Consider the following 23,580-nt stretch of genomic DNA (forward strand, 5'->3'; position numbering starts at 1 on the left):
CGCCCGCTCAGGCCGGCGCCGCCGCGCCCGGCGCGTGCGCCGGCTCGTCCAGCGCCAGCAGTTCCTGGCGGATCATGTGGGTGGCCTTGATCATCTGCTTGAGCGGGTAGACGAGCGCCGCCTGCTCGCCGTCGGTGTCGAACTGGGTCGGCAGGACCGGCGCGGGCCCCTGCATCCGGCTTTCGTCCAGCAACCGGGCCATGCCGTCCAGCGCCTCGCGCACCGGCGCGGGCGTCTGCGGCAGCGCCGCCAGGATCGGAATGGTGGCCGTGATCTGCGAGGCCAGCACGTGGTTCTGGATCAGCAGGTTGTTCAGCTCGGGCACGTTGACCTGATGCGACTTGGGTTCGCTCATCATGCGGTAGAACGCCTCGGCGAAATTGCTGAAGGCGATGTGCACGTTCTTGCGCGCCAGCCGCCAGGCGAGGTCGGCGTCGGCGATGGCCGGGGCCTGGCCGTCCCTGGCCGCGTCAGGAGCGGGATCGGCCGGCGCCTGCATCGCGTCGGCGTATCGCATGCCCGCCAGCAGGTACTCGCGGTTGGCGCGCGTGGCCGCCGCCGCCAGCGGCTTGAGGTAGCGGGCTTCCCACCAGGGCAGGATGTAGCTGCACACCAGCGCCAGCGCGCAGCCGATCAGCGTGTCGATGGCGCGTTCGCCGATCACCGACATGGACACCGTGCCGGGCGAGACGAAGTGGAACACCAGCACCACGAACAGCGTGTTGAAGATGGCGCTGGCCATGTAGTTCAGCTGCACCAGGCTGTTGCCCATGATGCAGGCGGCCAGCAGCACGGCGAACAGGATCTCGGGGCTGTCGGTCAGGTTGAACAGCAGCAGGGCGCAGACGCAGCCGATGACGGTGCCGGTCAGGCGCCAGCCATTGCGCTGTCGGGTCAGCGCGAAGCCGGGCTTCATGATGATCACGATGGTCAGCATGATCCAGTAGTTGTGCGCCGAGAAGGCCGGCGACAGCCAGCGGCTGGCCAGCGTCATCGCCAGCGCCGCCGCGGCCGTCACGCGCAGCGCGTAGCGGAAGTGCGGCGAATCCAGGCGCAGGTTGCTGGTCAGAAGGCCGAAGCGGAATTCCTGGCGCGAGATGAAGCGCGTGAGCGACTTGCTGATGCGCAGCACGTCGGTGGGCTTGGCATCGGGCGAGGCGGCGGTGTGGTCGGCCAGCCGGTCGACGATGCGGGTGGAATTGCGCAGGCGGCGCAGCACCTGGATGATCAGCGCCAGCATTTCGGGCTCGCGTTCGCCGAAGCCCTGTTGCTTGAGTTGCTCGATTTCGTACTCGATGGCGCGCAGCTCGGCCTTGGCGCTGCTGCGGTACTGCACCTTGCGCCCGCGCGACACGTCCAGCGCGATGCGGTTCAGTTCCAGCGACATCTTCACCAGCGCGTCGCGCATGAAGATCAGGCAGTCGTTGCCGGCCAGCGCGCGCCGCAGCGCGGCGTAGTCGGTGTGCGTGGCCACCAGCGTGTCCAGCAGCTGCAGCATGTCCACGAACATGTTCCAGATCATCACGCGCTGGCGGTCGCCCAGGCCTTTGCCGCGCGGCAGGGCGCGCAGCACCATGTCGCGCGCCGCCTGGTGCTTTTCCGTCATGACGGACTGGCTCTGGATCAGCGCGCGGTAGGCGTCGTCCAGGTCGGCGGTTGCGTCATAGAAGGCCGCGCGCGCGGCCACGTAGTCGGCGGTGGCGAACAGCGCCACCGACATGGCCTGCTGCTCCTCGCGCAGCCAGAACAGGCGCGAGAAGCCCAGGCTGAACGCCACGTAGAACAGCGCGCCGCCCAGCGTCGCGGCGGCATGGGCCAGGACCTGGTCGGGCTCCAGCGGCGAATGCATGGTCAGCGTCATGAGCAGCAGGGCGGCGAAGCCGATCAGGCCGCCGCGCTTGCCGAAGACCGTGAACATGGAAAAGACGAAGCACTGGGCGATGACTGCCAGCCAGATCAGGATCGGATGCGTGGATGCCAGGCCGGTGATGATCACGGTCAGCGTGCCCAGCAGCGCGCCGCCCAGCATTTCGTTGGTGCGGTGGCGCTGCGGGCCGCCGGGCTGGTCGATGATGGCCAGGCACTGCGCGCCGAAGGTGGCGACCAGGCCCGTGGCGTAGTGGCCGAACAGTCCGCCCACCACCAGCACGGGCAGCAGCATGCCTATCGCCTGGCGCACCCCTCCGAAAAAGTAGTGGCTGTAGAGGAAGCGGCGAATGCTGGCAATGCGCAAATCCATGGGCGAGCGGTGTGCGGGCTGATTGATGCGACAAGTATAGAGAGCGGCGGGCTTTTCGGGGCCGGATTACTGCGCCAGATTGTTGCCACGGGGGCGCTTTGGTGGCGCTCGGGCGGCGCTTTGGCGTAGGTTCGGACGCGGGACCTGGTCCGGGTTCGGGGGCCGAGGCAGGACAAGTCCGAGCCGGATTCCGAAATGATGCGGGACCACAATATGGACCTCAAAGGACCAGCATGTGGACCTGCGCCAGCGGTCCGCCCGCGCCGCAAAATCCGGGGCCGGATCTTCCGCGATACCTGGGCGCAACACCGCGCCACGCATGATTTGCTACGGATGACGCAATGCGGTAGAGTCGTTGCCTTGCGCTGGCCTGCCTATCCGAAGCCGGCGCGTTGAGGCGAATTTTCTGGACCACCTTCCAGGATCTTCCGCAGCAGTTACACCTGCCGTTGGCCGCGCCACAAGCGTGTGTTGCCAAGGCTTCCATTTCGACCTCCAGCGTCCCCAAGGGGCGTTCGCACTGCGTTCTGTCGAACGTATGCCGGGTCGGCAAGGTGTCCGGGTGGCGTGGCTCCGTGAGCCGCAAAGCGCCGGATCATGTTGTCGCAGCCGGTATGGGTTCAGTTGCCGCCGTATCCGGGCGGGCAGCAGTCAGGGTTAGCAGGGCCGGTTTTGAAAGGAATGACAACATGGAACTGAATGGCGCCGATATCGTCGTGCGCTGCCTGGCCGAAGAAGGCGTGGAACACGTTTTCGGCTACCCCGGCGGCGCGGTGCTTTACATCTACGACGCGATTTTCAAGCAAGACAAATTCCAGCATATCCTGGTCCGCCATGAGCAGGCCGCCGTGCATGCCGCCGACGCGTATTCGCGCTCGTCGCAGAAGGTCGGCGTCTGCATCGTGACCAGCGGCCCCGGCGTGACCAACGCGGTCACCGGCATCGCCACTGCCTACATGGACTCGATCCCGATGGTCATCATCAGCGGTCAGGTTCCCACGGCGGCGATCGGCGAGGACGCCTTCCAGGAATGCGACACCGTCGGCATCACGCGTCCCTGCGTCAAGCACAACTTCCTGGTGCGCGACGTCAAGGACCTGGCCGAGACCATGCGCCGCGCGTTCTACATCGCGCGCACCGGCCGTCCCGGCCCGGTGCTGGTCGACATCCCCAAGGACGTCACCGTCGCGCAGTGCAAGTACGCGCCGCCCAAGGGCGAGATCACGATGCGCTCCTACGCGCCCGTCAACAAGGGGCACCAGGGGCAGATCAAGAAGGCCGTGCAGATGCTGCTGGCCGCCGAACGTCCGATGATCTACACCGGCGGCGGCGTGATCCTGTCCAATGCCGCGCCCGAGCTGAACAAGCTCGTGACGCAGCTGGGCGCGCCCTGCACCAGCACGCTGATGGGCCTGGGCGGCTATCCCGCCAGCAGCGGCCAGTTCGTGGGCATGCCCGGCATGCACGGCACGTATGAAGCCAACATGGCGATGCAGCACTGCGACGTGCTGCTGGCCATCGGCGCGCGCTTCGACGACCGCGTGATCGGCAATCCCAAGCACTTCGCCCAGAACGCCCGCAAGATCATCCATATCGACATCGATCCCTCGTCGATCTCCAAGCGAGTGCGCGTGGACGTGCCCATCGTCGGCAACGTCAAGGACGTGCTGGCCGACCTGAGCGCCCAGTACGAGGCGGCCGCCGCCGAGCACAAGCCGGCCTCCATCACGAAGTGGTGGGAGCAGGTCGAGACCTGGCGCGGCAAGGAATGCCTGAAGTACGCGGGCTCGGACGAAGTCATCAAGCCGCAGTACGTGGTGGAAAAGCTCTGGGAAGTGACCGGCGGCGACGCCTTCGTCACCTCCGACGTGGGCCAGCACCAGATGTGGGCCGCGCAGTACTACAAGTTCGACAAGCCGCGCCGCTGGATCAACTCCGGCGGCCTGGGCACCATGGGCGTCGGCCTGCCGTACGCCATGGGCGTGCAGATGGCCAATCCGGGCCAGGAGATCGCCGTCATCACCGGCGAAGCCTCGATCCAGATGAACATCCAGGAACTGTCGACCTGCGCGCAGTACCGCCTGACGCCCAAGATCGTCTGCCTGAACAACCGCTTCCTGGGCATGGTCCGGCAGTGGCAGCAGATCGACTACGGCTCGCGCTACTCCGAGTCGTACATGGATTCGCTGCCCGACTTCGTCAAGGTGGCTGAGGCCTATGGCCACGTGGGCCTGCGCATCGAGCGCCCGGCCGACGTCGAGCCGGCGCTGCGCGAAGCGTTCAAGAAGCACAAGGACCGCCTGGTCTTCCTGGACTTCATCACCGACCGCACCGAGAACGTGTGGCCCATGGTGAAGGCCGGCCGCGGGCTGACCGAAATGCTGCTCGGCTCTGAAGACCTGTAAGGAGGCCACCATGAAGCATGTGATTTCCGTCCTCCTCGAGAACGAACCCGGCGCGCTGTCGCGCGTGGTGGGGCTGTTCTCCGCGCGGGGCTACAACATCGAGACGCTGACCGTCGCGCCGACCGAGGACGCCACGCTGTCGCGCATGACCATCGTCACCACCGGCTCGGATGAAATTATCGAGCAGATCACCAAGCACCTGAACCGCCTGGTGGACGTGGTGAAGGTGGTCGACCTGACCGAAGGCTCGCACATCGAGCGCGAGCTGATGTTGGTCAAGGTGCGCGCGGTGGGCAAGGAGCGCGAGGAAATGAAGCGCATGGCCGACATCTTCCGCGGCCGCATCATCGACGTGACCGACAAGTCCTACACCATCGAACTCACCGGGGTGCAGGAAAAGGTACAGGCCTTCCTCGAGGCCCTGGACCGCAGCGCCATCCTGGAAACCGTGCGCACCGGCGTGTCCGGCATCGGCCGCGGCGAACGGATCTTGAAGATCTGAGGCCGGGATTTCCCGGCCGCACCCTGCAACTGAATCAATCGAATATCCACATACTGGAATCTGGAGCACAACATGAAAGTTTTCTACGACAAAGACTGCGATCTCTCCCTCGTCAAAGGCAAGACCGTTGCCATCATCGGCTACGGCTCGCAAGGCCACGCGCACGCCCAGAACCTGCATGACTCGGGCGTGAAGGTCGTCGTCGGCCTGCGCAAGGGCGGGGCCTCGTGGAACAAGGCCGCCAGCGCCGGCCTGGACGTCAAGGAAGTCGCCGACGCCGTCAAGTCCGCCGACATCGTCATGATGCTGCTGCCCGACGAGAACATCGCCTCGGTCTACAACAAGGAAGTGCACGCCAACATCAAGGCTGGCGCCGCGCTGGCCTTCGCGCACGGCTTCAACGTGCACTACGGCCAGGTCGTGCCGCGCGAAGACATCGACGTCATCATGATCGCGCCGAAGGCCCCGGGCCACACCGTGCGCAACACCTACAAGCAGGGTGGCGGCGTGCCGCACCTGGTGGCCGTGTACCAGGACAAGTCCGGCGCCGCGCGCGACGTGGCCCTGTCCTACGCCAGCGCCAACGGCGGCGGCCGCGCCGGCATCATCGAGACCAACTTCCGCGAAGAAACCGAAACCGACCTGTTCGGCGAACAGGCCGTGCTGTGCGGCGGTACCGTCGAACTGATCAAGGCCGGTTTCGATACGCTGGTGGACGCCGGCTACGCGCCCGAAATGGCCTACTTCGAGTGCCTGCACGAGCTGAAGCTGATCGTCGACCTGATCTATGAAGGCGGCATCGCCAACATGAACTACTCGATCTCGAACAACGCCGAATTCGGCGAATACGAGACCGGTCCGAAGATCGTCACGGACGACACCCGCGCCGCCATGCGCCAGTGCCTGACGGACATCCAGAACGGCGAGTACGCCAAGCGCTTCATCCTGGAAAACGCCGCTGGCGCCCCGACGCTGACCTCGCGCCGCCGCATCAACGCGGAATCGCAGATCGAGCAGGTGGGTGGCAAGCTGCGCGCCATGATGCCCTGGATCGCCGCCAACAAGCTGGTGGACAAGTCCAAGAACTGATGCCCGCCAGGGCGCCGGGCCTGCCCGGCGCCCCAGGCAGCGTCACGGCGGCATGCCTGCGAGGGCATGCCGCTTTTCTTTTTCCTTTCGGGCGAAACGCGCCCCACGCCGCGCCGGCGCGTAAGGCCGTCCGGCCCGCAAGCGGGGCCAGATGGGTTAACCTTTCGATCTGTCCGCCGCAAGTTTTCCAGACCATGCCCAATTTCTCCATGCGCGATTCCGAGAACCGCCATCGCAGCATCTACCTGCTGCCCAACGCGTTCACCACCGCGGCCCTGTTCGCGGGGTTCTACGCCGTGGTGCAGGCCATGAACAACCGCTTCGAGGTCGCCGCCATCGCCATTTTCGTGGCCATGGTGCTGGACGGCATGGACGGTCGCGTGGCGCGCCTGACCAATACCCAGTCCGCCTTCGGCGAGCAGTACGACTCGCTGTCCGACATGACCTCGTTCGGCGTGGCGCCGGCGCTGGTCATGTACGAATGGATCCTGAACGACCTGGGCCGCTGGGGCTGGCTGGCCGCGTTCGTCTACGTGGCGGGGGCCGCGCTGCGGCTGGCGCGCTTCAACACCAATATCGCCGTGGTCGACAAGCGCTACTTCCAGGGCCTGCCCAGCCCCGCCGCCGCCGCGCTGGTGGCCGGCTTCGTCTGGCTGGCCGTGGACAACAAGCTGCCCATCCATGACAGCGTGATGGCCTGGGTCGCGTTCACGGTGACCATGTACGCCGGCATCTCGATGGTGTCGAACGCGCCGTTCTTCAGCGGCAAGAGCTTCGCCCTGGGCCGCAGCGTGCCGTTCTGGGGCATCCTGCTGGTGGTGGCCGTGTTCGTGTTCGTCTCCAGCGATCCTCCGGTGGTGCTGTTCGGCCTGTTCGTGCTGTACGGCCTGTCGGGCTGGATCATCTGGGCGCTGCGCTGGAACCGCGCGCGTCGCTTGCAGCAGGAACGGCGCGGGCAGGGGAACTGAGGTTGCCGCAGGCGGCGTTCCTTTCCTGCGACGCCGCGGCCTATCTTGGCAGCACGACGAAGCGCTGAGGCCGTCCACGGCGTATCCTGGCCTCCAACGCCCGGTTTTCGGTATTGGAACGAGCGGCCAGGGTCGCCAGCTGTCCCAGCGTACGAATCCGGTGCACGCGGGCGCGGTGTTGAAAGCGTCTGATTTCTTCCGTTGAGCAGGCGCGCCTGGCGCTTTGCAGCAGCCCGTTCACTTGCTGCAAGCGCAGGTTCTCGGGATGTATCAAGGTCAGCAGGCGTTCCGCCGTGGCGATCTTCTCCTGCAAGTGGCGTACGGCATCCGCTTCTGTCAGGACGCCATACCGCTTCCAGGCCGGCTCGTGGTGGAACAGCCGGTTGCGTAAGATCGGTGCCGCAAGCGATTCCCGGCCCACCAGAATGTCCCCATGCTGGCGCTCAGAGTCTGATCAATCGCGTTGCGCAGGGTGATTTCCACGGCGCCCATCAATGGATACAGCGCCCCGCAGGCGTGCGCGTTCCATAGATAGGCGCCCATCAGTTCCATGTCGTTGGCGGGACTGAAAACCGTCTGATAACTTGCGATGCGCGCGTTGCTGATCAGGGTGTCGATCAGGACCGGGCGGTATTGCAGGGTATACGGCATGACGGCGTGGCTCCGGAGTGTTTTTTTGGGGGGGGGCGGCTGCGGTTTCTACGGTTGACTGCGTCGCGCCTGATTCCTAGAATCGCGGCAAGGTTGGTGATGGCTTCCAATGGGCGCAAAGCCTACGACCCATCATGTAAGACCTGATCTCACCCCGGCCTTGAGCCGGGGATTTCTTTTTCGGATGCCTGCTCAGGGCATGCGCCAGTCCGGGCGTGTTGTTTGCTTGGTTGCTGGAACCATAGCGCAAGCGCGTTGCCCGCGTGGGTGGCGCGGTGACGATCTTGTCCATGTCAGTCGTGGTTCATGCGAAAAAAAACCGCCGAGAGGCGGTTTTTTTCATTGCCAGGTCGCTCCAAGATGAAAGGCGCCCCCTCGGCGGGCAGCAAGCGCGCGTACTGCGCGCGGCGTGGGGGGTATCTTTCATGGCCGCGGCATTCAGCGCCACATGAACCTGTCTTCGTCGTACATCGGATCCGGCCCGGGGTGGAAATGCGTCACGCCCGAACCGTCGCGGCCCATGTACACGTACATCAGCGAATTCCAGACGCTGTTTTCCTTGTAGCGATAGGACCAGACCACTTCGCGCTTCTCGCCCAGCCCCGCTTCGTCGATCCGGGCCGGCGGGCCGAATTCGCAGCGCACCCGGTCGGGGCTCCAGGTTCCGGTCTCCAGCACCTTGAAGTGCGGGTCGGTCAGCAGCGGCAGCACCCGATCCACCTTGCCGTCGGCGCCGACATTGGCGCCCCAGGCGTACTGGCCCATGGGCTGCTGGGTCCAGATGACGCGCCGGTCGCCGTTGGCCTGCGGGCATTCGAAGTTGGGCCGGCCGAACCGGGCCTGCACGTCGGCCAGCGGCGTGCCGGGCGCGACCTGGGCCAGGTTGGCGCAGGCCGACAGGGCCAGCAAGGCGCTTGCCGCCAGGGCGATGCGGGCTGTTTTGTAATGAAATGTCATATTTTGCTCCCCTCGAAGGCGGAAGGACGCCCCTGGGGCGCCAGTAGGGCAATTCTATCGAATCAGCTATAATCGTCGGGCTTTATCCAGGCATCCGTTTCGCATGATGCCGAATCGCGCCGGCGGCAGCGGCGGCGGGCCAGGCCAAGAGCCAGGTTTCACCAGCCCCTGCAGGCAGCAGTGAGAAAGCGATTACGCCAATCCGGTCCGCGATTTTTTTTCCCAACCACGTCAGGGCGCCTCGGCCCTGTCGCATGTCCGAAGAGGTCATAAATGTCTGTTGCTGACATCAAGAAAGCCGATATCGTTGCGCAATTCCAACGCGCTCAAGGCGACACCGGTTCCCCCGAAGTTCAGGTGGCTCTGCTCACCGCCCGTATCAACGAACTGACTGGTCACTTCAAGGAACACATGAAGGACCATCACTCGCGCCGTGGTCTGCTGCGTATGGTCAGCCGCCGCCGCAAGCTGCTCGACTACCTCAAGGGCCGCAATCCCGATTCGTACCGCGCTCTGATCGAAAAACTCGGTCTGCGCAAGTGATCGACGGGGCTGGCTCCCCATGACGCAACCGTGGCCGGTGCGACTCTTGTCGCGGCGGCCACGGTTTTTCATTTGTAAGGAATAACCGTCATGTTCAATAAAGTGACTAAATCGTTCCAGTACGGCCAGCACACGGTCGTCCTGGAAACCGGCGAGATCGCTCGCCAGGCCTCCGGCGCCGTCGTGGTGTCGATCGAGGACACCGTGGTCCTGGCGACCGTCGTGGCCTCCAAGAAGGCCAAGCCGGGTCAGACCTTCTTCCCGCTGACCGTCGACTACATCGAGAAAACCTACGCCGCCGGCCGCATTCCGGGCGGCTTCTTCAAGCGCGAAGGCAAGCCGTCCGAAAAGGAAACGCTGACCTCCCGCCTGATCGACCGTCCCCTGCGTCCGCTGTTCCCCGAAGACTTCTACAACGAAGTCCAGGTGGTCATCCACACGCTGTCGGTCAACCCTGAAATCGACCCCGACATCGCCGCCATGATCGGCGCCTCGGCCGCGCTGGCCATCTCGGGCATCCCGTTCAATGGCCCGATCGGCGCCGCGCGCGTGGGCTACATCGATGGCCAGTACGCCATCAACCCGACCGCCTCGCAGCTGAAGTCCTCCAAGCTGGACCTGGTGGTCGCCGGCACCGAGAACGCCGTGCTGATGGTGGAGTCGGAAGCCGACCAGCTGTCCGAAGAAATCATGCTCGGCGGCGTGGTCTACGGCCACCAGCAGATGCAGGCCGTCATCAACGCCATCCATGACCTGGTCAAGGACGCCGGCAAGCCCGAGTGGGACTGGCAGGCTCCGGCCAAGGACGAGGCCCTGATCGCCGCCGTCACCGCCGCCGCCCAGCCCGGCCTGAACGCCGCCTACCAGGTCCGCGAAAAGCAGGCCCGCACGACGCAGCTGCGCGAAGTCTACGCCAACGTGTCGGCCACGCTGAACGCCGCCGCCGCCGAGAAGGGCGAGTCGGCGCCTGACGCCGTCACCGTCGACAACATCCTGTTCTCGCTGGAATCCGCCATCGTGCGCGGCCAGATCCTGAACGGCGAGCCGCGCATCGACGGCCGCGACACCCGCACCGTGCGCCCGATCAGCGTGCGCCTGGGCGTGCTGCCGCGCGCTCACGGCAGCGCCCTGTTCACCCGCGGTGAAACCCAGGCGCTGGTCGTGGCCACGCTGGGCACCAAGCAGGACGAGCAGATCATCGACGCGCTCATGGGCGAGTACCGCGACCGCTTCATGATGCACTACAACATGCCTCCGTTCGCCACCGGCGAAACCGGTCGCATCGGTGTGCCCAAGCGCCGCGAAATCGGCCACGGCCGCCTGGCCAAGCGCTCGCTGATCCCGCTGCTGCCGGCCCCGGAAGACTTCCAGTACACCATCCGCATCGTCTCGGAAATCACCGAGTCCAACGGCTCCTCGTCGATGGCTTCGGTCTGCGGCGGCTCGCTGGCCATGATGGATGCCGGCGTGCCGGTCAAGGACCACGTCGCCGGCGTGGCGATGGGTCTGATCCTGGACGGCGGCAAGTTCGCCGTGCTGACCGACATCCTGGGCGATGAAGATCACCTGGGCGACATGGACTTCAAGGTTGCTGGCACCGAGAACGGCGTCACGGCCCTGCAGATGGACATCAAGATCCAGGGCATCACCAAGGAAATCATGCAGGTGGCGCTGGCCCAGGCCCGCGAAGGCCGTCTGCACATCCTGGGCAAGATGAAGGAAGCGCTGGACGGTTCGCGCGGCGAGCTGTCGGCTTTCGCCCCGCGCATGCTGACCATCAAGATCAACCCCGAGAAGATCCGCGACGTGATCGGCAAGGGCGGCGCCACCATCCGCGCGCTGACCGAAGAGACCGGCACGCAGATCGACATCTCCGACGACGGCACGATCGTGATCGCCAGCGTCGACGAAGCGCAGGCCAAGGAAGCCCAGCGCCGCATCGTCGAGCTGACCGCCGACGTGGAAGTGGGCCAGGTCTACGAAGGCGCCGTGCTGCGCCTGCTGGACTTCGGCGCCATCGTCCAGGTGCTGCCGGGCCGCGACGGCCTGCTGCACATCTCGGAGATCGCCAACTACCGCATCGCCAACATCAACGATGTGCTGAAGGTCGGCCAGCAAGTCCGCGTCAAGGTCATCGAGGCCGACGACAAGGGCCGCCTGCGCCTGTCCATCAAGGCCATCGGTGGCATCGAGCAGCAGCAGGCCGCTGCCGAAGCCGCTCCGCAAGCCGAGGCGCAGCCCGAATAAGGCTTGCGTTCCCGACTGCAAGAAACGGCGCCGCAAGGCGCCGTTTTTTTTCGTCTACAGCCTGCCCGCGCGGACGGACAGGCGCGGGCAAGCCGGTCGCGCGGCCGGCGGTTGATTCATCCTCTTGCTTCTTTCGGGGGCTCTACGGCTCCCATCCTCGCGCTCCTTACGGTAAAGTTCAGCGCACAGGACAAGGGCGCCGCGCAATGCGCCAGGCGTCCGACAGTGGAGTCGGGGGAACGGATGGTCAGGGCATGACGGGACGGTTGATACCCGCGGGCATCGCGGCGCTGTTGTCGGCGCTGTTGGCCGGCTGCGCCGGCAGTCCGCCGCCGGACGGCAAGGGCCCCCGCAGCGAAAGCATGTCGGCGGACCAGTTCGGCCAGACCGATTTCAACCGCACCGTCACGCTCGAGGTCCGCGACAACCTCGCCAGCCTCTATGTCCTGCTCGACAAGCTCTACCGCCGCAATCCCCGCGAATGGCGCAAGACCGACGCCGCCGACCAGCCCGCCGCCGTGGCGCGGGTCAAGCGCGCCATCGAGGAGCGCCGCCCGCCGCCCGGCCTGTCCGGCCTGCGCGACATCCAGATCCTGGCCGTCTCGCTGGACCCCAACTACTCGGGCGACCGCGTCGCCGCCTTCATCTACGGCCTGGCCGACACCATCATCGCCGCCCACAACGGCAAGACCCGGCTGTACGTGTCCGACGCGCTGGACGGCCAGCGGGTCTACAATGCCGCTCGGAACGTCGAGGCCGCCGCCTGGCTGCTGGCGTCGCGCCATAACAGCCAGGGCGAGCCGCTGCTGCTGGCCAACGAGATGTCGCAGAACGCCACGAATCTCAGCTTCGAGCGCGAGTTCGGCGCCATCATCGGCCGGCTGGACCTGATCGCCAACCTGCTGGGTGAAAACTCCAGGCGCATCGGGATCAACTACGCGCAGGGCTTGCTGCTGTTCAATTTCCTGCCGGTGCGGTAGGGCGCGGCGCGCAGTCCACCCGATGCCGCCAGCCGTTCGCGTTCCACAGGACAACCGCCGCGCAGGCACCCACAGGACCGTTCACCGTGATTGACATCGCCTCCATCCAGACCGCCCGCGAGAACCTGCGCGGCCAGGTGCTCAAGACCCCGTTCACGCTGTCGCGCACGCTGTCCGACATCTTCGGGGCCGAGATCTGGCTGAAATTCGAGAATCTGCAGTTCACCGCCAGCTTCAAGGAGCGCGGGGCGCTCAACCGCATGCTGACGCTGTCCGAGGCCGACCGCGCCAAGGGCGTCATCGCCGTGTCCGCCGGCAACCACGCGCAGGGCGTGGCCTACCATGCGCAGCGCATGGGCGTGCCGGCCGTGATCGTGATGCCGCGCTTCACGCCCACCGTCAAGGTCGCCAACACGCGCCGCTTCGGCGCCGAGGTGGTGCTGGCCGGCGACACCTTCGATGACGCCAAGGCGCGCGGCTACGAGCTGGCGCAGGAGCGCGGGCTGATCATGATCCACCCCTACGACGACGAGGCCGTCATCGCGGGGCAGGGCACGGTGGGACTGGAAATGCTGGAAGACCAACCGCAGCTGGACACGCTGGTCGTGGCCATCGGCGGCGGCGGCCTGATCTCGGGCATCGCCACCGCGGCCAAGGCGCTCAAGCCCGGCATCGAGATCGTGGGCGTGCAGACCGAGCGCTTTCCGTCCATGTACGCCGCGCTCAAGGGCGTGACCATGCCGCAGGGGCCGTACACCATCGCCGAGGGCATCGCCGTGAAATCGCCCGGCGATATCACGCGCGAGGTCGCCGGCCGGCTGGTCGACCGCATCGAGCTGGTCAGCGAGAGCGATATCGAGCATGCCATCGTGGTGCTGCTGGAGATCGAGAAGTCCGTGGTCGAAGGCGCTGGCGCGGCCGGCCTGGCCGCGCTGCTGCGCGCCCAGGAAGAGGGCAGCGACCGCTACAAGGGCAAGCGCATCGGTCTGGTGCTGACCGGTGGCAACATCGACCCGCTGATGCTGGGCGAGCTGATCGAGCGCGGCATGGTGCGCGCCGGCCGGCTGGCGCGCATCCGCGTCGACCTGCGCGACCTGCCGGGCGCGCTGGCGCACGCCACCAAGCTTATCGCCGACGCCCAGGCCAACATCACCGAAGTCCACCACCAGCGCGCTTTCACCTCGCTGCCGGTGCGCAACGTGGAAGTGGATTTCGTGCTGCAGACCCGGGGCCACGATCACATCCAGGAAGTGATCGAGGTGCTTAACAACGCGGGCTTCGCCGCCAGCAACCACGACCATTGAGCGGCGGCGCGCCTACTTGTAGCTGAGCGTGAGCGTGGCCATGCCATCGGCCTGGCCGGTCGTGACGGCGGGCAGGGTCTGGTAATAGCGGGCCGTGAAGGGCGCCACGTAATCCCCGTTCTTGGTCGGCCCCAGTTCCATGGGTTGGCCGAATTGCACGGGCTGGCCGGCGCCGTTCAGCACCTGGATGCCGATGCCGGTGGCATCCGTAGAGCCGCTGGCGGCAAGCTTGAGCACGCCCGGCGCGTTGGAGGGGTCGGGCGTGGCGTCCATGGTCAGGGAAACGGTATTGAACTGGTTGTTGACCGAAACGCGGCAATTGACAGTGATGTCGAACGCCTTGCTGCCCTGCGTATTGCCCACGCCGGTGAACCCGCTGCGGCGCACCTCGTCCAGGTCGACCACCAGATTGCTCGACTGTGGCGCGATGTTGCAGGTGGGCGAGATGATCCGGATGTTGCCGACCAGGGCCTGGAAGTACTGTTGCGCGGTATTTCCGCCCGCATAGCCTATCGCATACAGACCCGGCGAGAGTAGCCCGTTGCCGGTCACCGGCGCGGTCTTCACGAGCGATAGGCGGATCGCGGACATCTCGATGCTCAGGGTGCTGATCGTCGTGCCGTTGGGATTGGCGCTGCCGCTTGTCACGGTTCGAGGCAGGGAGCCAACGCCTTGCACGGTGATCCGGTATCCGATGCCGTCGATATTGGTTGAATAGACCGCGGCGCCGGGCGTGGGCATTGAAACCTGCGTCCCATTGACGAGGCTGTATGTCTGAGTCAGGGATCCGCCCGCGATGTCGCAGCGCATGATCGGCCCGCTCGTCGGTGACACGTTCTGTGTCAGGGTTGCGAGTACGGTTCCGATGGCCGCGTTTTGCGGAACCACGATGGGCGCGGGGGCATTGATCGTGAAGGCGCCCCGGTTCATGTCCGGCGTCCAGAAGCACAAAGCGTAGGCCCGTGTCGTCAGAAGGCTGGCGGCCGCCAGCACAAGTGCCGTCAGCAAACGGGCTGACGGCATGCGGACGAAAGCAAACTTCATCGACTGCTGTTCATCCGATTGAACTGAGACAGGCCAAGCGCTTTCTTTTTCATCTTTGCCTTATTTGTACGTCAGGGTCACGGTGGCCAGGCCGTTGGCGTCGCCCGTCGTGACCGTGCTGCCAGTTTGGATGTAGCGCGCGGTGAATGGAATGGTGTAGCCCGCAGGGGCCGACGGCCCCACGTCGACGGCCTGGCCGAAGACGACCGGATTGCCGAGCGCATTGCGCACCTGTATGCCCACGCCGCCCGCAATCTGTCCCGGCCCGCCGGTGGCCAGACGCAATGCGCCAGGCAGGCCCGAGGGGTCGGCGGTCGCGTCCATGGTGATCATGACCGTGTTTCCTTGTCCCGGCGGCAGGGCATTGCAGTTGAGCTTGATCGAGAAATTTCTGACGGCCGTCGTGGAGCCCACGCCCTGGAACGCATTACGGTAGACCGAGCCGAGCGGCACGGTGATGTTCTGCGAGCCCGCATCAACGCTGCAGGTGGGGCTGAGGATGCGGCCCGAGCCCAGCAGGACGCGCAGATAAAGTTTGCTTGGATCGCCCTGGACCTGGATGCGGCCGTATTCCCCGGGCGTCAGCGGACCGTTGCCGACGACGGCGGCGGTCTTCACCAGTTCGAACTGGATACTCCGCCAGCCAATATAAATGGAAGATGGGGTGCTACTGTTGAGGCCGCCGACACCGGTCGGCCAGGTATTCCCGTTGTCACCAAGGGTGCGGATCCGATAGCCGATACCCTGGATATTTGTGCTGTAGACCCTAAACAAGCTCGACACCTGCGTTCCTTGGGTGGTGCCTACAGTGATGCTGAAGCCGCTGCCAGGGCTGGAGTTGCATTGGGCGATCCACACCGGGTAGCTGCTGCCGACATTGACGATCGTGGTGGATACCACATCGCCGATGGCGGCGGCCTGGGCGACCTGCACCAATCCAGGGTTCACGGTGAGATCACCGAGGTTCATACGCGGTGAATACGTACAATCGGCCCATGTCTGACCCGCCAGCAACAGACCGGATACCGTCAGCAGGCCGCGAAGCAGAAGTGTTTGAATTCTAATCATTGGCAGCCTCCGATTCCCATTGCTGCACTATGGCGCCAGCCTTGCGCCGTGGGTGACGCTTCATGGCGGGAGTAGTCCCGCATGCGTGGATTGATGCGCGCCGTCATGAGCAGCTTGCCTCGTACTGGCGGACAGGTGTGGGTTTTTCCTCGCCGGGCAGTGTGTACGTGATCTCGCATTGCCTGTTGGCTTCCTGGCCCCATATCACTTTCAGCGTGCCGGCTTCGGGCACTCCGGTCACATAGGCCTGCCCCTCCGGGCCGACGATGCCGACTTCCTGCCCGGCCTCGTTCTCGATGCGCGAGCCGAAGGGCAGCGCCCGGCCATCCCGGTCCTTGAGCGTCAGCATCAGGCGATAGCCCACCGAGGTCTCGAATGGCGCCAGCACCACCGCGCCACGCGTCGGCACCACGTCGCGCGCCGCGTATTTCACGTCCACCTTGTCGCCCAGGTCCTGGGTGATCAGCGCCAGCCGGTTGCTGCGGTAAGGGGTGACGTTGGGTACCACCGCGTTGCCGGCCGAATCCGTGCTGACGCCGGCCTGGGACTCGATGCCCACGCCCGAGGCCTTGGGCGCGCGCACCAGCGCGATGGTCTCTCCCAGGGGTTGAGACAGGGTCACGCCATCGCCGTGCGCGACGATGCCGCCGGCCAATCCCACATTGGTCTGGCCGTAGCCCGAGCCCTGGCTGCGGCCCAGCGTCACCGTGCCGTAGCGGCCCTTGTAGTTCAGGTTGGCGCTGCCGCTGCTGCTGTCCTGGTTCGACTGGTTCGCCGTCACGCCAAAGGTCAGGCGATAGTCTTCCATCGCGCTGCCGAACAGGCTGGCCTGCTGCGCCACGCGGCCGTTGTTATCGTGCGAGACCGAGTACATGGCCGTCGAATTGGTCTTGCCCAGCGGAATCGACAAGCTCAGCATGACCTGCCGGTTGGACGGGCCATAAAGGTTCGAGTACTGGTTGTAGAACAGGTTGTAGCTGACCATGCCGTAGTTGCCGGAATAGCCGACCTGCACGAGCCTGTCCTTGTGCGCGCTGTTCCAATAGGTCTGCTGGCGCGCCGACACGTACACGGAACCCCATTTCCCCAACGGCTGGGACGCATCGAAGCGGATTTCGTTGCGGCGGTTGGCGAAGGGCAGGCCGTAGTCCTGCGCGTAGCGCATCTGCACCGATTCGGTGAAAGTGCGATAGCCGCTGGTCGAGTAGCGGTAGCCGGCCATGCGGAAGTTAGTGCCCGTCTGCTCCAGCGACTTTGCGTACAGGAATCGCAGCGACTGGCCGGACAGCGTGCCGCCCTGGTCCTGCTGCGTGCGGGCCTGGGTCAGATCCAGCGAGACCGCGCCCAGGCTGCGCATGTTCTTGCCCGCGCCCGCCATCAGCGACTGGTAGTTCTGCGCCAGCGTCGTGCCGCCATACAGCGTGAAGTCCATCGGCATACCGCGCGCCGCCGTGGCCTGCAGGAAATAGGGCCGGCGGATGTCGCCCTGGTTATAGACGTAGCCGTTGCGATATTGCCCCGCCGTGGCGCTATAGCGCCAGGCGCCGTCGCGCAGCAGCGTGGGCACGGCAGCGTAGGCCTGCACGAAACGCGTTTCGCGGCCATCGGCCTCGGTGACGGTCACGTCCATGTCGCCGCCACCCGAGGTGGGATACAGGTCGTCCAGCGCGAAGGGGCCGGGCGGCACATAGGTGCTGTAGATGATGTAGCCGTTCTGTCGCACCGTGACGCGGGCGTTGGTCTGGGCCACGCCGCGTATGGTCGGCGCATAGCCGCTCAGGCTGTCCGGCAGCATGGAATCGTCCGACGCGATCTGCACGCCCCGGAACTGCACGCTGTCGAACAGGTCACCTGGCGTGCTGCCGTCGCCCAGCAGCAGCTGCCCGCGTATCGAGTGCAGATCGCGTTGGGCGTAGGTCTGCAATGCCTGCCAGCGGCCCTGTCCATACTGGTCGCGGTTGTAGGTCGAGTAATTGCGGAACCGCCAGTCGCCGAGATTGAAACCGCCGCGCAGGCCTGCGAATACCGCGTTGTTCCTGGCCGTCCGATCCGGTTGCGGACCATAGGGGCCGTTGATCGTTGGACCGGGGCCGCCGCCCGCGCGGGTGCCGTCGTAGTGCGTCAGGTTGAATTGGTAATCCAGCATGGCGGCATTGATGCCCCGGTCCCATTTGGACGGGTCGATCGAGCCGCGCGCGGTGCGCTTGAGGGCCGCCTGCGGAATGCTCAACGACAGCTGCTGGCGGCTCGCGTCATAGGTGTACGAGGCATCGACCACGCTGGCCGCCAGGTCCACGCAGCTTTCCGGGGGCAACGCCGCCAGGCTGCCGATGGCGGCCGCGTTCACGCCCCAGGATTCAAGCATCTCCCGGGTCAGGCAGGGCTGGGCGTCGCGCTTGCCCGGCGCTTCCTCGAAGCGCAGCTGGAACTTGCCCAGCGCATTGCCGTCGCGCATCACGTCCACCATGTAGGTGCCGGGCAGCACCTGGTTCCCGAACTTGAACACGGACAGGTCCGCGTTTGGCTGGTCTCCGCCGATGCCCAGGAATCCTTCATTGAAGATGCTGGCCGCCGGCTGCGCGGTCTTGCCTGCCTGCGGGGCCAGCGCCAAGGCGAGCGCTAGCAAGGCATAGTGGCGGATGGGCGTGAAACACGAAGCGGAAGTCACGGCGTAGCCTCGAAGTATCAGGGTTTCCCGGCGCTGTCGGGCACCGGCTCGGGCTTGAGCGGCACGGGCTCGTTGGCCGCGGGCACGTTCACCATTTCCAAGGCGGTTTCTCCGCCGTAGTCGTTGATCGTGGTGTAGGTCACCGTGACCGCCTGCGGCGTCTTGATCGCCTTCAGCGGATAGCTCTGTTCCGCCATCGGCGGCAGCATCTCGGTATTGATGTCCTGCTGGCCCTTGTTGATCCGAAAGCCCGTGAACGTGACGTGGTAGGGCGTGGGATTGGCGACTTTCAACACCGCGCCCTTGCCGTCGGCGCTGGTCGTCACCGCCCACTTCAGGCTGTTGCGCGCGAGCGAGGCGTCGCCGTCGCGCAGCGCCGCCGGGCGGTAGAACAGCTTGATGCGCGTGCGCACGGCGATCTGCAGCACGTTTTCGCCTTGGGCCTTCTCGGGGATTTCCTTGACGTTGAGCCAGAAGACCGATTCGCGATCGGCGGGCAGCTCATTGGAGGACACGCGCATGATGCGCAGGATGTTCTCCATGCCTGGATCCAGCCGCGACAAGGGCGGCGTGGTCAGAAACGGGGTCTTGTTCCGGCCTTCGCCAGCGTCCAGCCAGGCTTGCACCACGTAAGGCGCCTTGCCTTCGTTCTTCATCGAGATCGAGGCTTCCCGGTCTTTCTCGTGGACGATCACGCGCGTTCCGCCCAGCAGGATCGCGGCTTGGGCAGGCGCGGCCAGTCCGGCGCACAGGCTGGCGGCCGCCAGGATGCTGGCGGTTGCCCGCGCGGGAGGAATAAAGGACATTGCAGTTTTCTGAAGCACGATGAATCCCTGCCGCCCGCGAGGCCGCGGGCAGATATGCGTGACACGGATCGTTTGCCGGATCGCGCCTGGCGGTCCGCCCAGCGAGTGGCGGAGTCGCCGGCGCGACCCGGGGGCAAGCGCCTCTTATTGGTAAGTCACGGTGAATTGCGCGACCGCATTACCCGTACCAGTGGTGACCGCCGCCAGGACCGAGATGTACGAGGCCTGGAACTGCAGCGAGTTGTTGCCGATTCCCAGCGGATAGTTGGGCGAGGCCGAACCCAGGTTGATGGCCGTGCCGGCCGAGTCCGCGATTTCGATGGCCGCGCCGGTGGCGAACGAGCCAGCCACTTCGCCCACGCCGATGCGCAGCTTGTTCGCGTTGGTGGCGTCGGGCGGGCCGGCGAAGGACACGGTGGCGCCCTTGGCGGTGGCGCCGCAGTTCAGCAGGTCAATGGTGAACTTGGCGGGCGTCGAACGCTTGCCCACGGCGCCGTCCAGCACCGACTTGGACACGGTGCCGAGCGGCACGGTCAGGTTCGTGCTGTTGGGCGAAATCGAGCACGGCGTGTCGACGATCTTGCCGACGAAGTTCACATTGCCATCGGCGGCGAGGGCGGCCTGGGCGGACGCGGCCAGCGCGACGAGCACGGCGGCCTTGGTGAGGGAGAGGGATTTCATCTGCGTTTCCTGAGAGTACGTGGACTGGAGGATTTGCCAAATGGCAGGCCAGTCTAGGCAGCGGAAACGCGTTGAAAATCATCGCTTGACGATTGTTCGGAATTCAACCGATGGCGCTGGGCCGCGATGCGCGCTTTTTTGAAATGATTCAACGGAAACCCGCGGATAGTTTCCGTTTGATGCGCTTTCGTCGAGATTGCGCGTTGCGCGGACGCACAGGCCGATTTCCCTTTGTCCTAGTCGAGGGACATGCGCCCGCGATGCGCCCGGCGATTCGCGGCGCCTTCGCACCGTTCAGCCGTGCGTGGCCTGGGCGCCGGCGGTGTCGCGCGCGACCAGGGATTTCAGGCGGTACAGGCGCTCGCGGTGCAGCGTCGCGGCCAGCGCCTCGGGTTCGCGGCCCAGGGCCACGTAGTCAGCGGGTATCTGCGCCACGGCGGCGCGCATGCGCTCAGCGTCTTGTTGCCACCATTGCGCCAGCATGCGGTCGGGGTTGTAGACGTCCAGTCCTTGTCGGCGCAGTTCAGAGCGGTTGAAGTCCTTCAGGTTCCAGGTCATCACGTGCACCACGGGCACTTGCTGCAGGCCGCAGCGCGCACGCCTGGCCAGCCCGGCCGCGATCACGTGGAAGTCCTTGGGATCGCTGTAGCGCAGCGAGGCTTCGTAGGCCTGGGCGTCGTGCTCCAGGGCCTGCGGAAAGCGCGCGTTCATGTCCGCCCATTGCTCCGCCATGACTTCCGGGGGGATTTCCCAGATGCGCGAGGCGTTGCGCCGCCATTCCTCGCCGATGCGTTCGGTCCAGACAGGCTGGTAGACGCCGGCCTCGGCCAGCCGAAGGACCAGTCGACGGACGATGCCGGACATGAGGACGCAGGCGTCCAGGACGATGAACGGGGGGATGGGCGGGGTCAAGATGGCGGGATGCCCTGCCCGCCGGTAGGCGGCTTGGGCAAGGGGAAATCAAGGGAAGGCGCAAGAATACTGCCTTTTCGATGGCGGCGCCTGGGGTAGCGGCGGGGTTCGCCCCGGACTGCCGCCATCGATGGCGCGACATCGGCCGCGCCGTCGGCGCGTCGGGATTGAGGAAAACGACGATGCACGGCCGCAGCCGCCGCTGCTATGCTGCGCGCATTTCCGGCGCCGCCGGGATAGAGGCCGTCTGTAGCGGGACTTGCGCATAGCGCGAAGGGGGAGACATGCAACGGATGCTCGGCAGGAAAATCCGCGGTTGGGTGTTCGCGGCCTGGGCGCTGCTGGCGGCCGGGCCGACGGCAGCGCAGCCGGATGCGGCGTTCGCCAAGGCGATCTCCGACTACCCAGACCTGGAGTTCGCGTCGACCTATGCCGATCCTGGCCAGGCCGGGTCGAAAGGCAACAGCCTGTACAAGCCGCAGGGCGCGGGCCCCTTTCCCGCCGTCGTGCTGGCGCACACCTGCGGCGGACTGCAGCCGCACATGGGCGAGCGGGCCCGGGAGCTGGTGGCTGCGGGCTTTGTCGTGCTGTTGCTGGACTCCTACGGACCCAGGCGGCACACGGCGTTCTGCCAGCCGCGCGGGGTGCGCACGCCACGGGTGTACAAGGATGCTTTCGATGGCATGCGGCATCTGGCGACCCTCAAGGAGGTCGATCCGGCTCGCATCTATCTGGTCGGCATGTCGCTGGGCAGTTTCGCCGCCAGCGTCGCGGCCAGCCCGCAAATGGCCAAGGCGCTCGGCGGCGAGCGTCGCTTCCGGGCGTCGGTCGGGTGGTATGGCAGCTGCGCCTATGTGCTCAAGAACGGGCCCACGCTGCAACTGCTCCAGCCCGATACGGACCGTCCCGTATTGCTGCTGCTGGCCAGGGGCGACAAGGAAACCCCCATCGCACCCTGCTTTCCCCTGCTGGACGACATGAAGGCGCAGGGGCGGCCGGTGTCCTGGCATGTCTATGAACAGGCGACCCATGGCTGGGACAAGTCCAACCCGGAGCGTGGCTACGTTCTCGATCAGGAAGTCACCGCCGACGCGATGGCCAGGACCGTGGAGTTCCTGCGTCGCAACTGAGCAGCGGCGGCGGACGCGCCGTTTTGGCGGGGGGGTGGTGCCCGAGACCGGAATCGAACCGGTACGGCCTTGCGGCCGAGGGATTTTCGTACCACTTCGGCTTTCGCCGCCGGCGCGTCACGCGCCGTTCGTGGTCTGGAGCACGCCTTCGCCATAGCCTTGCGGCCTTAGGCGCCCGCCGTCTGCTCTCTACACCTTCCCGGCCCTTGCGGGCCGGGCTTGGCTCGGTGTCAGCGCGGAACGGGTCCAGGGCCTTCGCCGAGTTTGACGGGCTACACCTTCGGGGTTTCCCCCGGAGGGCTCAAATTGTCTTAAGTCCCTTGTGTCTACCAATTTCACCACTCGGGCGCGGCCGGCCTGACTGCGCCGGCGGCGGCGGGACGCGCCCGCGAGGGGGCGTCCAGAGGGCGTGACTATACCATCACTACCGTGAGGGTCATGCCGCCCGTGCAGGCTGTTCAGGTGAGGAAGCGGACGGCTGGCCTGGCCCGTTCGTCCACCGTCAGGCTGAAGATGTCGGGCCGGGCATAGTGCCCGGACACATCGAAGTCGTAGCGCGCGCGGATCAGCTCGGCGGTGTCGATGCGGGCGGTCAGCAAGCCCGTCTGGCCATGCAGCGGGCCGGCCAGCACATCACCCAGCGGGCCGATGATGACCGAGCCGCCGTTGATCAGCGGACGCTGGCTGTCCCAGCCCGGCACGTCCAGGCCCAGCTCGGCGGGCGAGGGCTGCACCTGGCAGGCGCTGATTACAAAGCAACGGCCTTCGTGGGCAATGTGGCGCATCGAGCATTGCCAGATATCGCGCTCGTCCACGGTGGGCGCGCACCAGATCTGCACGCCTTTCGCATACATGGCGGCGCGCAGCAGCGGCATGTGGTTTTCCCAGCAGATGGCGCCGCCGATGCGGCCTGCCGGCGTGTCGACCACCGGCAGGGTGGAGCCATCGCCCTGGCCCCAGATCAGGCGCTCGGTGCCCGTGGGCATCAGCTTGCGGTGCTTGGCGACCAGGCCGGCCGAGGGTTCGAAGTACAGCGCCGTGCAATACAGCGTGCTGCCGCCGCGTTCGATCACGCCCACCACCAGGCTGGCGCCGGTGCGCTGCGACAGGCCCGCCAGCGCCTCGGTTTCGGGTCCCGGCACGTCGATGGCGTTGTCGTGGTAGCGCGCATAGGCCTCTCGGCCTTCAGGCAGGCGGTAGCCCAGCCGGGTGCCGAAGATCTCGCCCTTGGGATAGCCGCCCAGCAGCGCCTCGGGCATGACAACCAGCGTGGCGCCGGCGGCGGCGATCTCGGATTCGAAGGCGAGCACGCGTTCCAGGGTGCGAGTCTTGCCTTCGGGGGATGAGCCGATTTGCAGGGCGGCGACGGTGCTGATGGTCATGGCG

At 65.9% G+C, this 23,580-nt stretch carries 20 protein-coding genes; 9 read left to right on the forward strand and 11 right to left on the reverse strand.

The features are described 5' to 3' along the window. Nucleotides 1-7 precede the first annotated feature (7 nt). Nucleotides 8-2,239, reverse strand: a complete 2,232-nt coding sequence (locus tag AC6LJ9_RS16100) for an FUSC family protein (protein ID WP_498148330.1) — start codon at nt 2,237-2,239, stop codon at nt 8-10. 614 nt (nt 2,240-2,853) lie between these two features. Between AC6LJ9_RS16100 and AC6LJ9_RS16105 the strand changes: the two genes are divergently transcribed. From AC6LJ9_RS16105 to pssA, 4 genes are all read left to right on the forward strand, one after another. Next, on the forward strand, nt 2,854-4,644 hold the full coding sequence (locus tag AC6LJ9_RS16105) for an acetolactate synthase 3 catalytic subunit (RefSeq protein ID WP_498148331.1): 1,791 nt from the start codon (nt 2,854-2,856) through the stop codon (nt 4,642-4,644). 10 nt (nt 4,645-4,654) lie between these two features. Continuing rightward, nucleotides 4,655-5,146: an acetolactate synthase small subunit gene (gene ilvN, locus AC6LJ9_RS16110; protein WP_103272923.1), complete on the forward strand. Its 492-nt coding sequence runs from the start codon at nt 4,655-4,657 to the stop codon at nt 5,144-5,146. A 72-nt stretch (nt 5,147-5,218) separates the two neighbouring features. After that, nucleotides 5,219-6,235: a ketol-acid reductoisomerase gene (gene ilvC, locus AC6LJ9_RS16115; RefSeq protein WP_212314761.1), complete on the forward strand. Its 1,017-nt coding sequence runs from the start codon at nt 5,219-5,221 to the stop codon at nt 6,233-6,235. A 194-nt stretch (nt 6,236-6,429) separates the two neighbouring features. Then, nucleotides 6,430-7,203: a CDP-diacylglycerol--serine O-phosphatidyltransferase gene (gene pssA / locus AC6LJ9_RS16120; protein WP_212314759.1), complete on the forward strand. Its 774-nt coding sequence runs from the start codon at nt 6,430-6,432 to the stop codon at nt 7,201-7,203. 40 nt (nt 7,204-7,243) lie between these two features. Here the strand turns inward: pssA and AC6LJ9_RS16125 are convergent, their stop codons facing one another. The 3 genes from AC6LJ9_RS16125 to AC6LJ9_RS16135 form a co-directional block, all read right to left on the reverse strand. After that, entirely contained in the window at nt 7,244-7,516 is a 273-nt protein-coding gene (locus AC6LJ9_RS16125) for a hypothetical protein (RefSeq protein WP_498148332.1), read from the reverse strand. A gap of 23 nt (nt 7,517-7,539) precedes the next feature. After that, a complete protein-coding gene (locus tag AC6LJ9_RS16130; RefSeq protein WP_498148333.1) occupies nt 7,540-7,854 on the reverse strand; it encodes a hypothetical protein in 315 nt (104 codons plus the stop codon). Between the two features lie 438 nt (nt 7,855-8,292). After that, entirely contained in the window at nt 8,293-8,811 is a 519-nt protein-coding gene (locus tag AC6LJ9_RS16135; protein WP_498148334.1) for a hypothetical protein, read from the reverse strand. A 273-nt stretch (nt 8,812-9,084) separates the two neighbouring features. On the opposite strand from AC6LJ9_RS16135, the gene rpsO reads away from it, so the two are divergent. The 4 genes from rpsO to AC6LJ9_RS16155 all read left to right on the forward strand — a co-directional run bounded on the left by rpsO (nt 9,085) and on the right by AC6LJ9_RS16155 (nt 13,885). Beyond that, nucleotides 9,085-9,354, forward strand: coding sequence for a 30S ribosomal protein S15 (gene rpsO / locus AC6LJ9_RS16140; RefSeq protein ID WP_012248532.1), 270 nt, complete (start codon nt 9,085-9,087; stop codon nt 9,352-9,354). A 90-nt stretch (nt 9,355-9,444) separates the two neighbouring features. Beyond that, nucleotides 9,445-11,601: a polyribonucleotide nucleotidyltransferase gene (pnp, locus tag AC6LJ9_RS16145; RefSeq protein ID WP_498148335.1), complete on the forward strand. Its 2,157-nt coding sequence runs from the start codon at nt 9,445-9,447 to the stop codon at nt 11,599-11,601. A 254-nt stretch (nt 11,602-11,855) separates the two neighbouring features. Beyond that, on the forward strand, nt 11,856-12,581 hold the full coding sequence (locus AC6LJ9_RS16150; RefSeq protein ID WP_498148336.1) for a hypothetical protein: 726 nt from the start codon (nt 11,856-11,858) through the stop codon (nt 12,579-12,581). A gap of 86 nt (nt 12,582-12,667) precedes the next feature. Next, a complete protein-coding gene (locus AC6LJ9_RS16155) occupies nt 12,668-13,885 on the forward strand; it encodes a threonine ammonia-lyase (protein ID WP_498148337.1) in 1,218 nt (405 codons plus the stop codon). Between the two features lie 12 nt (nt 13,886-13,897). Here the strand turns inward: AC6LJ9_RS16155 and AC6LJ9_RS16160 are convergent, their stop codons facing one another. The 6 genes from AC6LJ9_RS16160 to AC6LJ9_RS16185 all read right to left on the reverse strand — a co-directional run bounded on the left by AC6LJ9_RS16160 (nt 13,898) and on the right by AC6LJ9_RS16185 (nt 21,016). Next, on the reverse strand, nt 13,898-14,929 hold the full coding sequence (locus AC6LJ9_RS16160) for a fimbrial protein (RefSeq protein WP_498148338.1): 1,032 nt from the start codon (nt 14,927-14,929) through the stop codon (nt 13,898-13,900). A 60-nt stretch (nt 14,930-14,989) separates the two neighbouring features. Continuing rightward, complete coding sequence (locus AC6LJ9_RS16165; protein WP_498148339.1) at nt 14,990-15,997, reverse strand: fimbrial protein; 1,008 nt, start codon at nt 15,995-15,997, stop codon at nt 14,990-14,992. Nucleotides 15,998-16,100: 103 nt separating this feature from the next. Further along, complete coding sequence (locus AC6LJ9_RS16170; protein WP_498148340.1) at nt 16,101-18,665, reverse strand: fimbria/pilus outer membrane usher protein; 2,565 nt, start codon at nt 18,663-18,665, stop codon at nt 16,101-16,103. 17 nt (nt 18,666-18,682) lie between these two features. After that, a complete protein-coding gene (locus AC6LJ9_RS16175) occupies nt 18,683-19,471 on the reverse strand; it encodes a fimbrial biogenesis chaperone (RefSeq protein WP_498148341.1) in 789 nt (262 codons plus the stop codon). A gap of 144 nt (nt 19,472-19,615) precedes the next feature. Then, nucleotides 19,616-20,152, reverse strand: a complete 537-nt coding sequence (locus AC6LJ9_RS16180; RefSeq protein ID WP_498148342.1) for a fimbrial protein — start codon at nt 20,150-20,152, stop codon at nt 19,616-19,618. 294 nt (nt 20,153-20,446) lie between these two features. Next, a complete protein-coding gene (locus AC6LJ9_RS16185; protein WP_498148375.1) occupies nt 20,447-21,016 on the reverse strand; it encodes a PIN domain-containing protein in 570 nt (189 codons plus the stop codon). Between the two features lie 332 nt (nt 21,017-21,348). On the opposite strand from AC6LJ9_RS16185, the gene AC6LJ9_RS16190 reads away from it, so the two are divergent. After that, the gene (locus AC6LJ9_RS16190) at nt 21,349-22,194 is read left to right on the forward strand and encodes a dienelactone hydrolase family protein (protein ID WP_498148343.1); all 846 of its coding nucleotides are present in this window, start codon (nt 21,349-21,351) and stop codon (nt 22,192-22,194) included. A 458-nt stretch (nt 22,195-22,652) separates the two neighbouring features. Here AC6LJ9_RS16190 and AC6LJ9_RS16195 read toward each other — a convergent pair whose 3' ends face one another. Then, a complete protein-coding gene (locus AC6LJ9_RS16195) occupies nt 22,653-23,576 on the reverse strand; it encodes a carbon-nitrogen hydrolase family protein (RefSeq protein ID WP_498148344.1) in 924 nt (307 codons plus the stop codon). Nucleotides 23,577-23,580: the final 4 nt, after the last annotated feature.

The sequence above is a fragment of the Achromobacter sp. 1011811831 genome, from assembly GCF_059760905.1.

Excerpts from the sequence above, each read along its gene's own strand:
- AC6LJ9_RS16100 (WP_498148330.1), bottom strand. The coding sequence starts at position 2,239 with ATGGATTTGCGCATTGCCAGCATTCGCCGCTTCCTCTACAGCCACTAC.
- AC6LJ9_RS16105 (WP_498148331.1), top strand. The coding sequence starts at position 2,854 with ATGGGTTCAGTTGCCGCCGTATCCGGGCGGGCAGCAGTCAGGGTTAGC.
- ilvN (WP_103272923.1), top strand. The coding sequence starts at position 4,655 with ATGAAGCATGTGATTTCCGTCCTCCTCGAGAACGAACCCGGCGCGCTG.
- ilvC (WP_212314761.1), top strand. The coding sequence starts at position 5,219 with ATGAAAGTTTTCTACGACAAAGACTGCGATCTCTCCCTCGTCAAAGGC.
- pssA (WP_212314759.1), top strand. The coding sequence starts at position 6,430 with ATGCCCAATTTCTCCATGCGCGATTCCGAGAACCGCCATCGCAGCATC.
- AC6LJ9_RS16130 (WP_498148333.1), bottom strand. The coding sequence starts at position 7,854 with ATGCCGTATACCCTGCAATACCGCCCGGTCCTGATCGACACCCTGATC.
- AC6LJ9_RS16135 (WP_498148334.1), bottom strand. The coding sequence starts at position 8,811 with ATGACATTTCATTACAAAACAGCCCGCATCGCCCTGGCGGCAAGCGCC.
- rpsO (WP_012248532.1), top strand. The coding sequence starts at position 9,085 with ATGTCTGTTGCTGACATCAAGAAAGCCGATATCGTTGCGCAATTCCAA.
- pnp (WP_498148335.1), top strand. The coding sequence starts at position 9,445 with ATGTTCAATAAAGTGACTAAATCGTTCCAGTACGGCCAGCACACGGTC.
- AC6LJ9_RS16150 (WP_498148336.1), top strand. The coding sequence starts at position 11,856 with ATGACGGGACGGTTGATACCCGCGGGCATCGCGGCGCTGTTGTCGGCG.
- AC6LJ9_RS16160 (WP_498148338.1), bottom strand. The coding sequence starts at position 14,929 with ATGAAGTTTGCTTTCGTCCGCATGCCGTCAGCCCGTTTGCTGACGGCA.
- AC6LJ9_RS16165 (WP_498148339.1), bottom strand. The coding sequence starts at position 15,997 with ATGATTAGAATTCAAACACTTCTGCTTCGCGGCCTGCTGACGGTATCC.
- AC6LJ9_RS16175 (WP_498148341.1), bottom strand. The coding sequence starts at position 19,471 with ATGTCCTTTATTCCTCCCGCGCGGGCAACCGCCAGCATCCTGGCGGCC.
- AC6LJ9_RS16180 (WP_498148342.1), bottom strand. The coding sequence starts at position 20,152 with ATGAAATCCCTCTCCCTCACCAAGGCCGCCGTGCTCGTCGCGCTGGCC.
- AC6LJ9_RS16185 (WP_498148375.1), bottom strand. The coding sequence starts at position 21,016 with ATGTCCGGCATCGTCCGTCGACTGGTCCTTCGGCTGGCCGAGGCCGGC.
- AC6LJ9_RS16190 (WP_498148343.1), top strand. The coding sequence starts at position 21,349 with ATGCAACGGATGCTCGGCAGGAAAATCCGCGGTTGGGTGTTCGCGGCC.
- AC6LJ9_RS16195 (WP_498148344.1), bottom strand. The coding sequence starts at position 23,576 with ATGACCATCAGCACCGTCGCCGCCCTGCAAATCGGCTCATCCCCCGAA.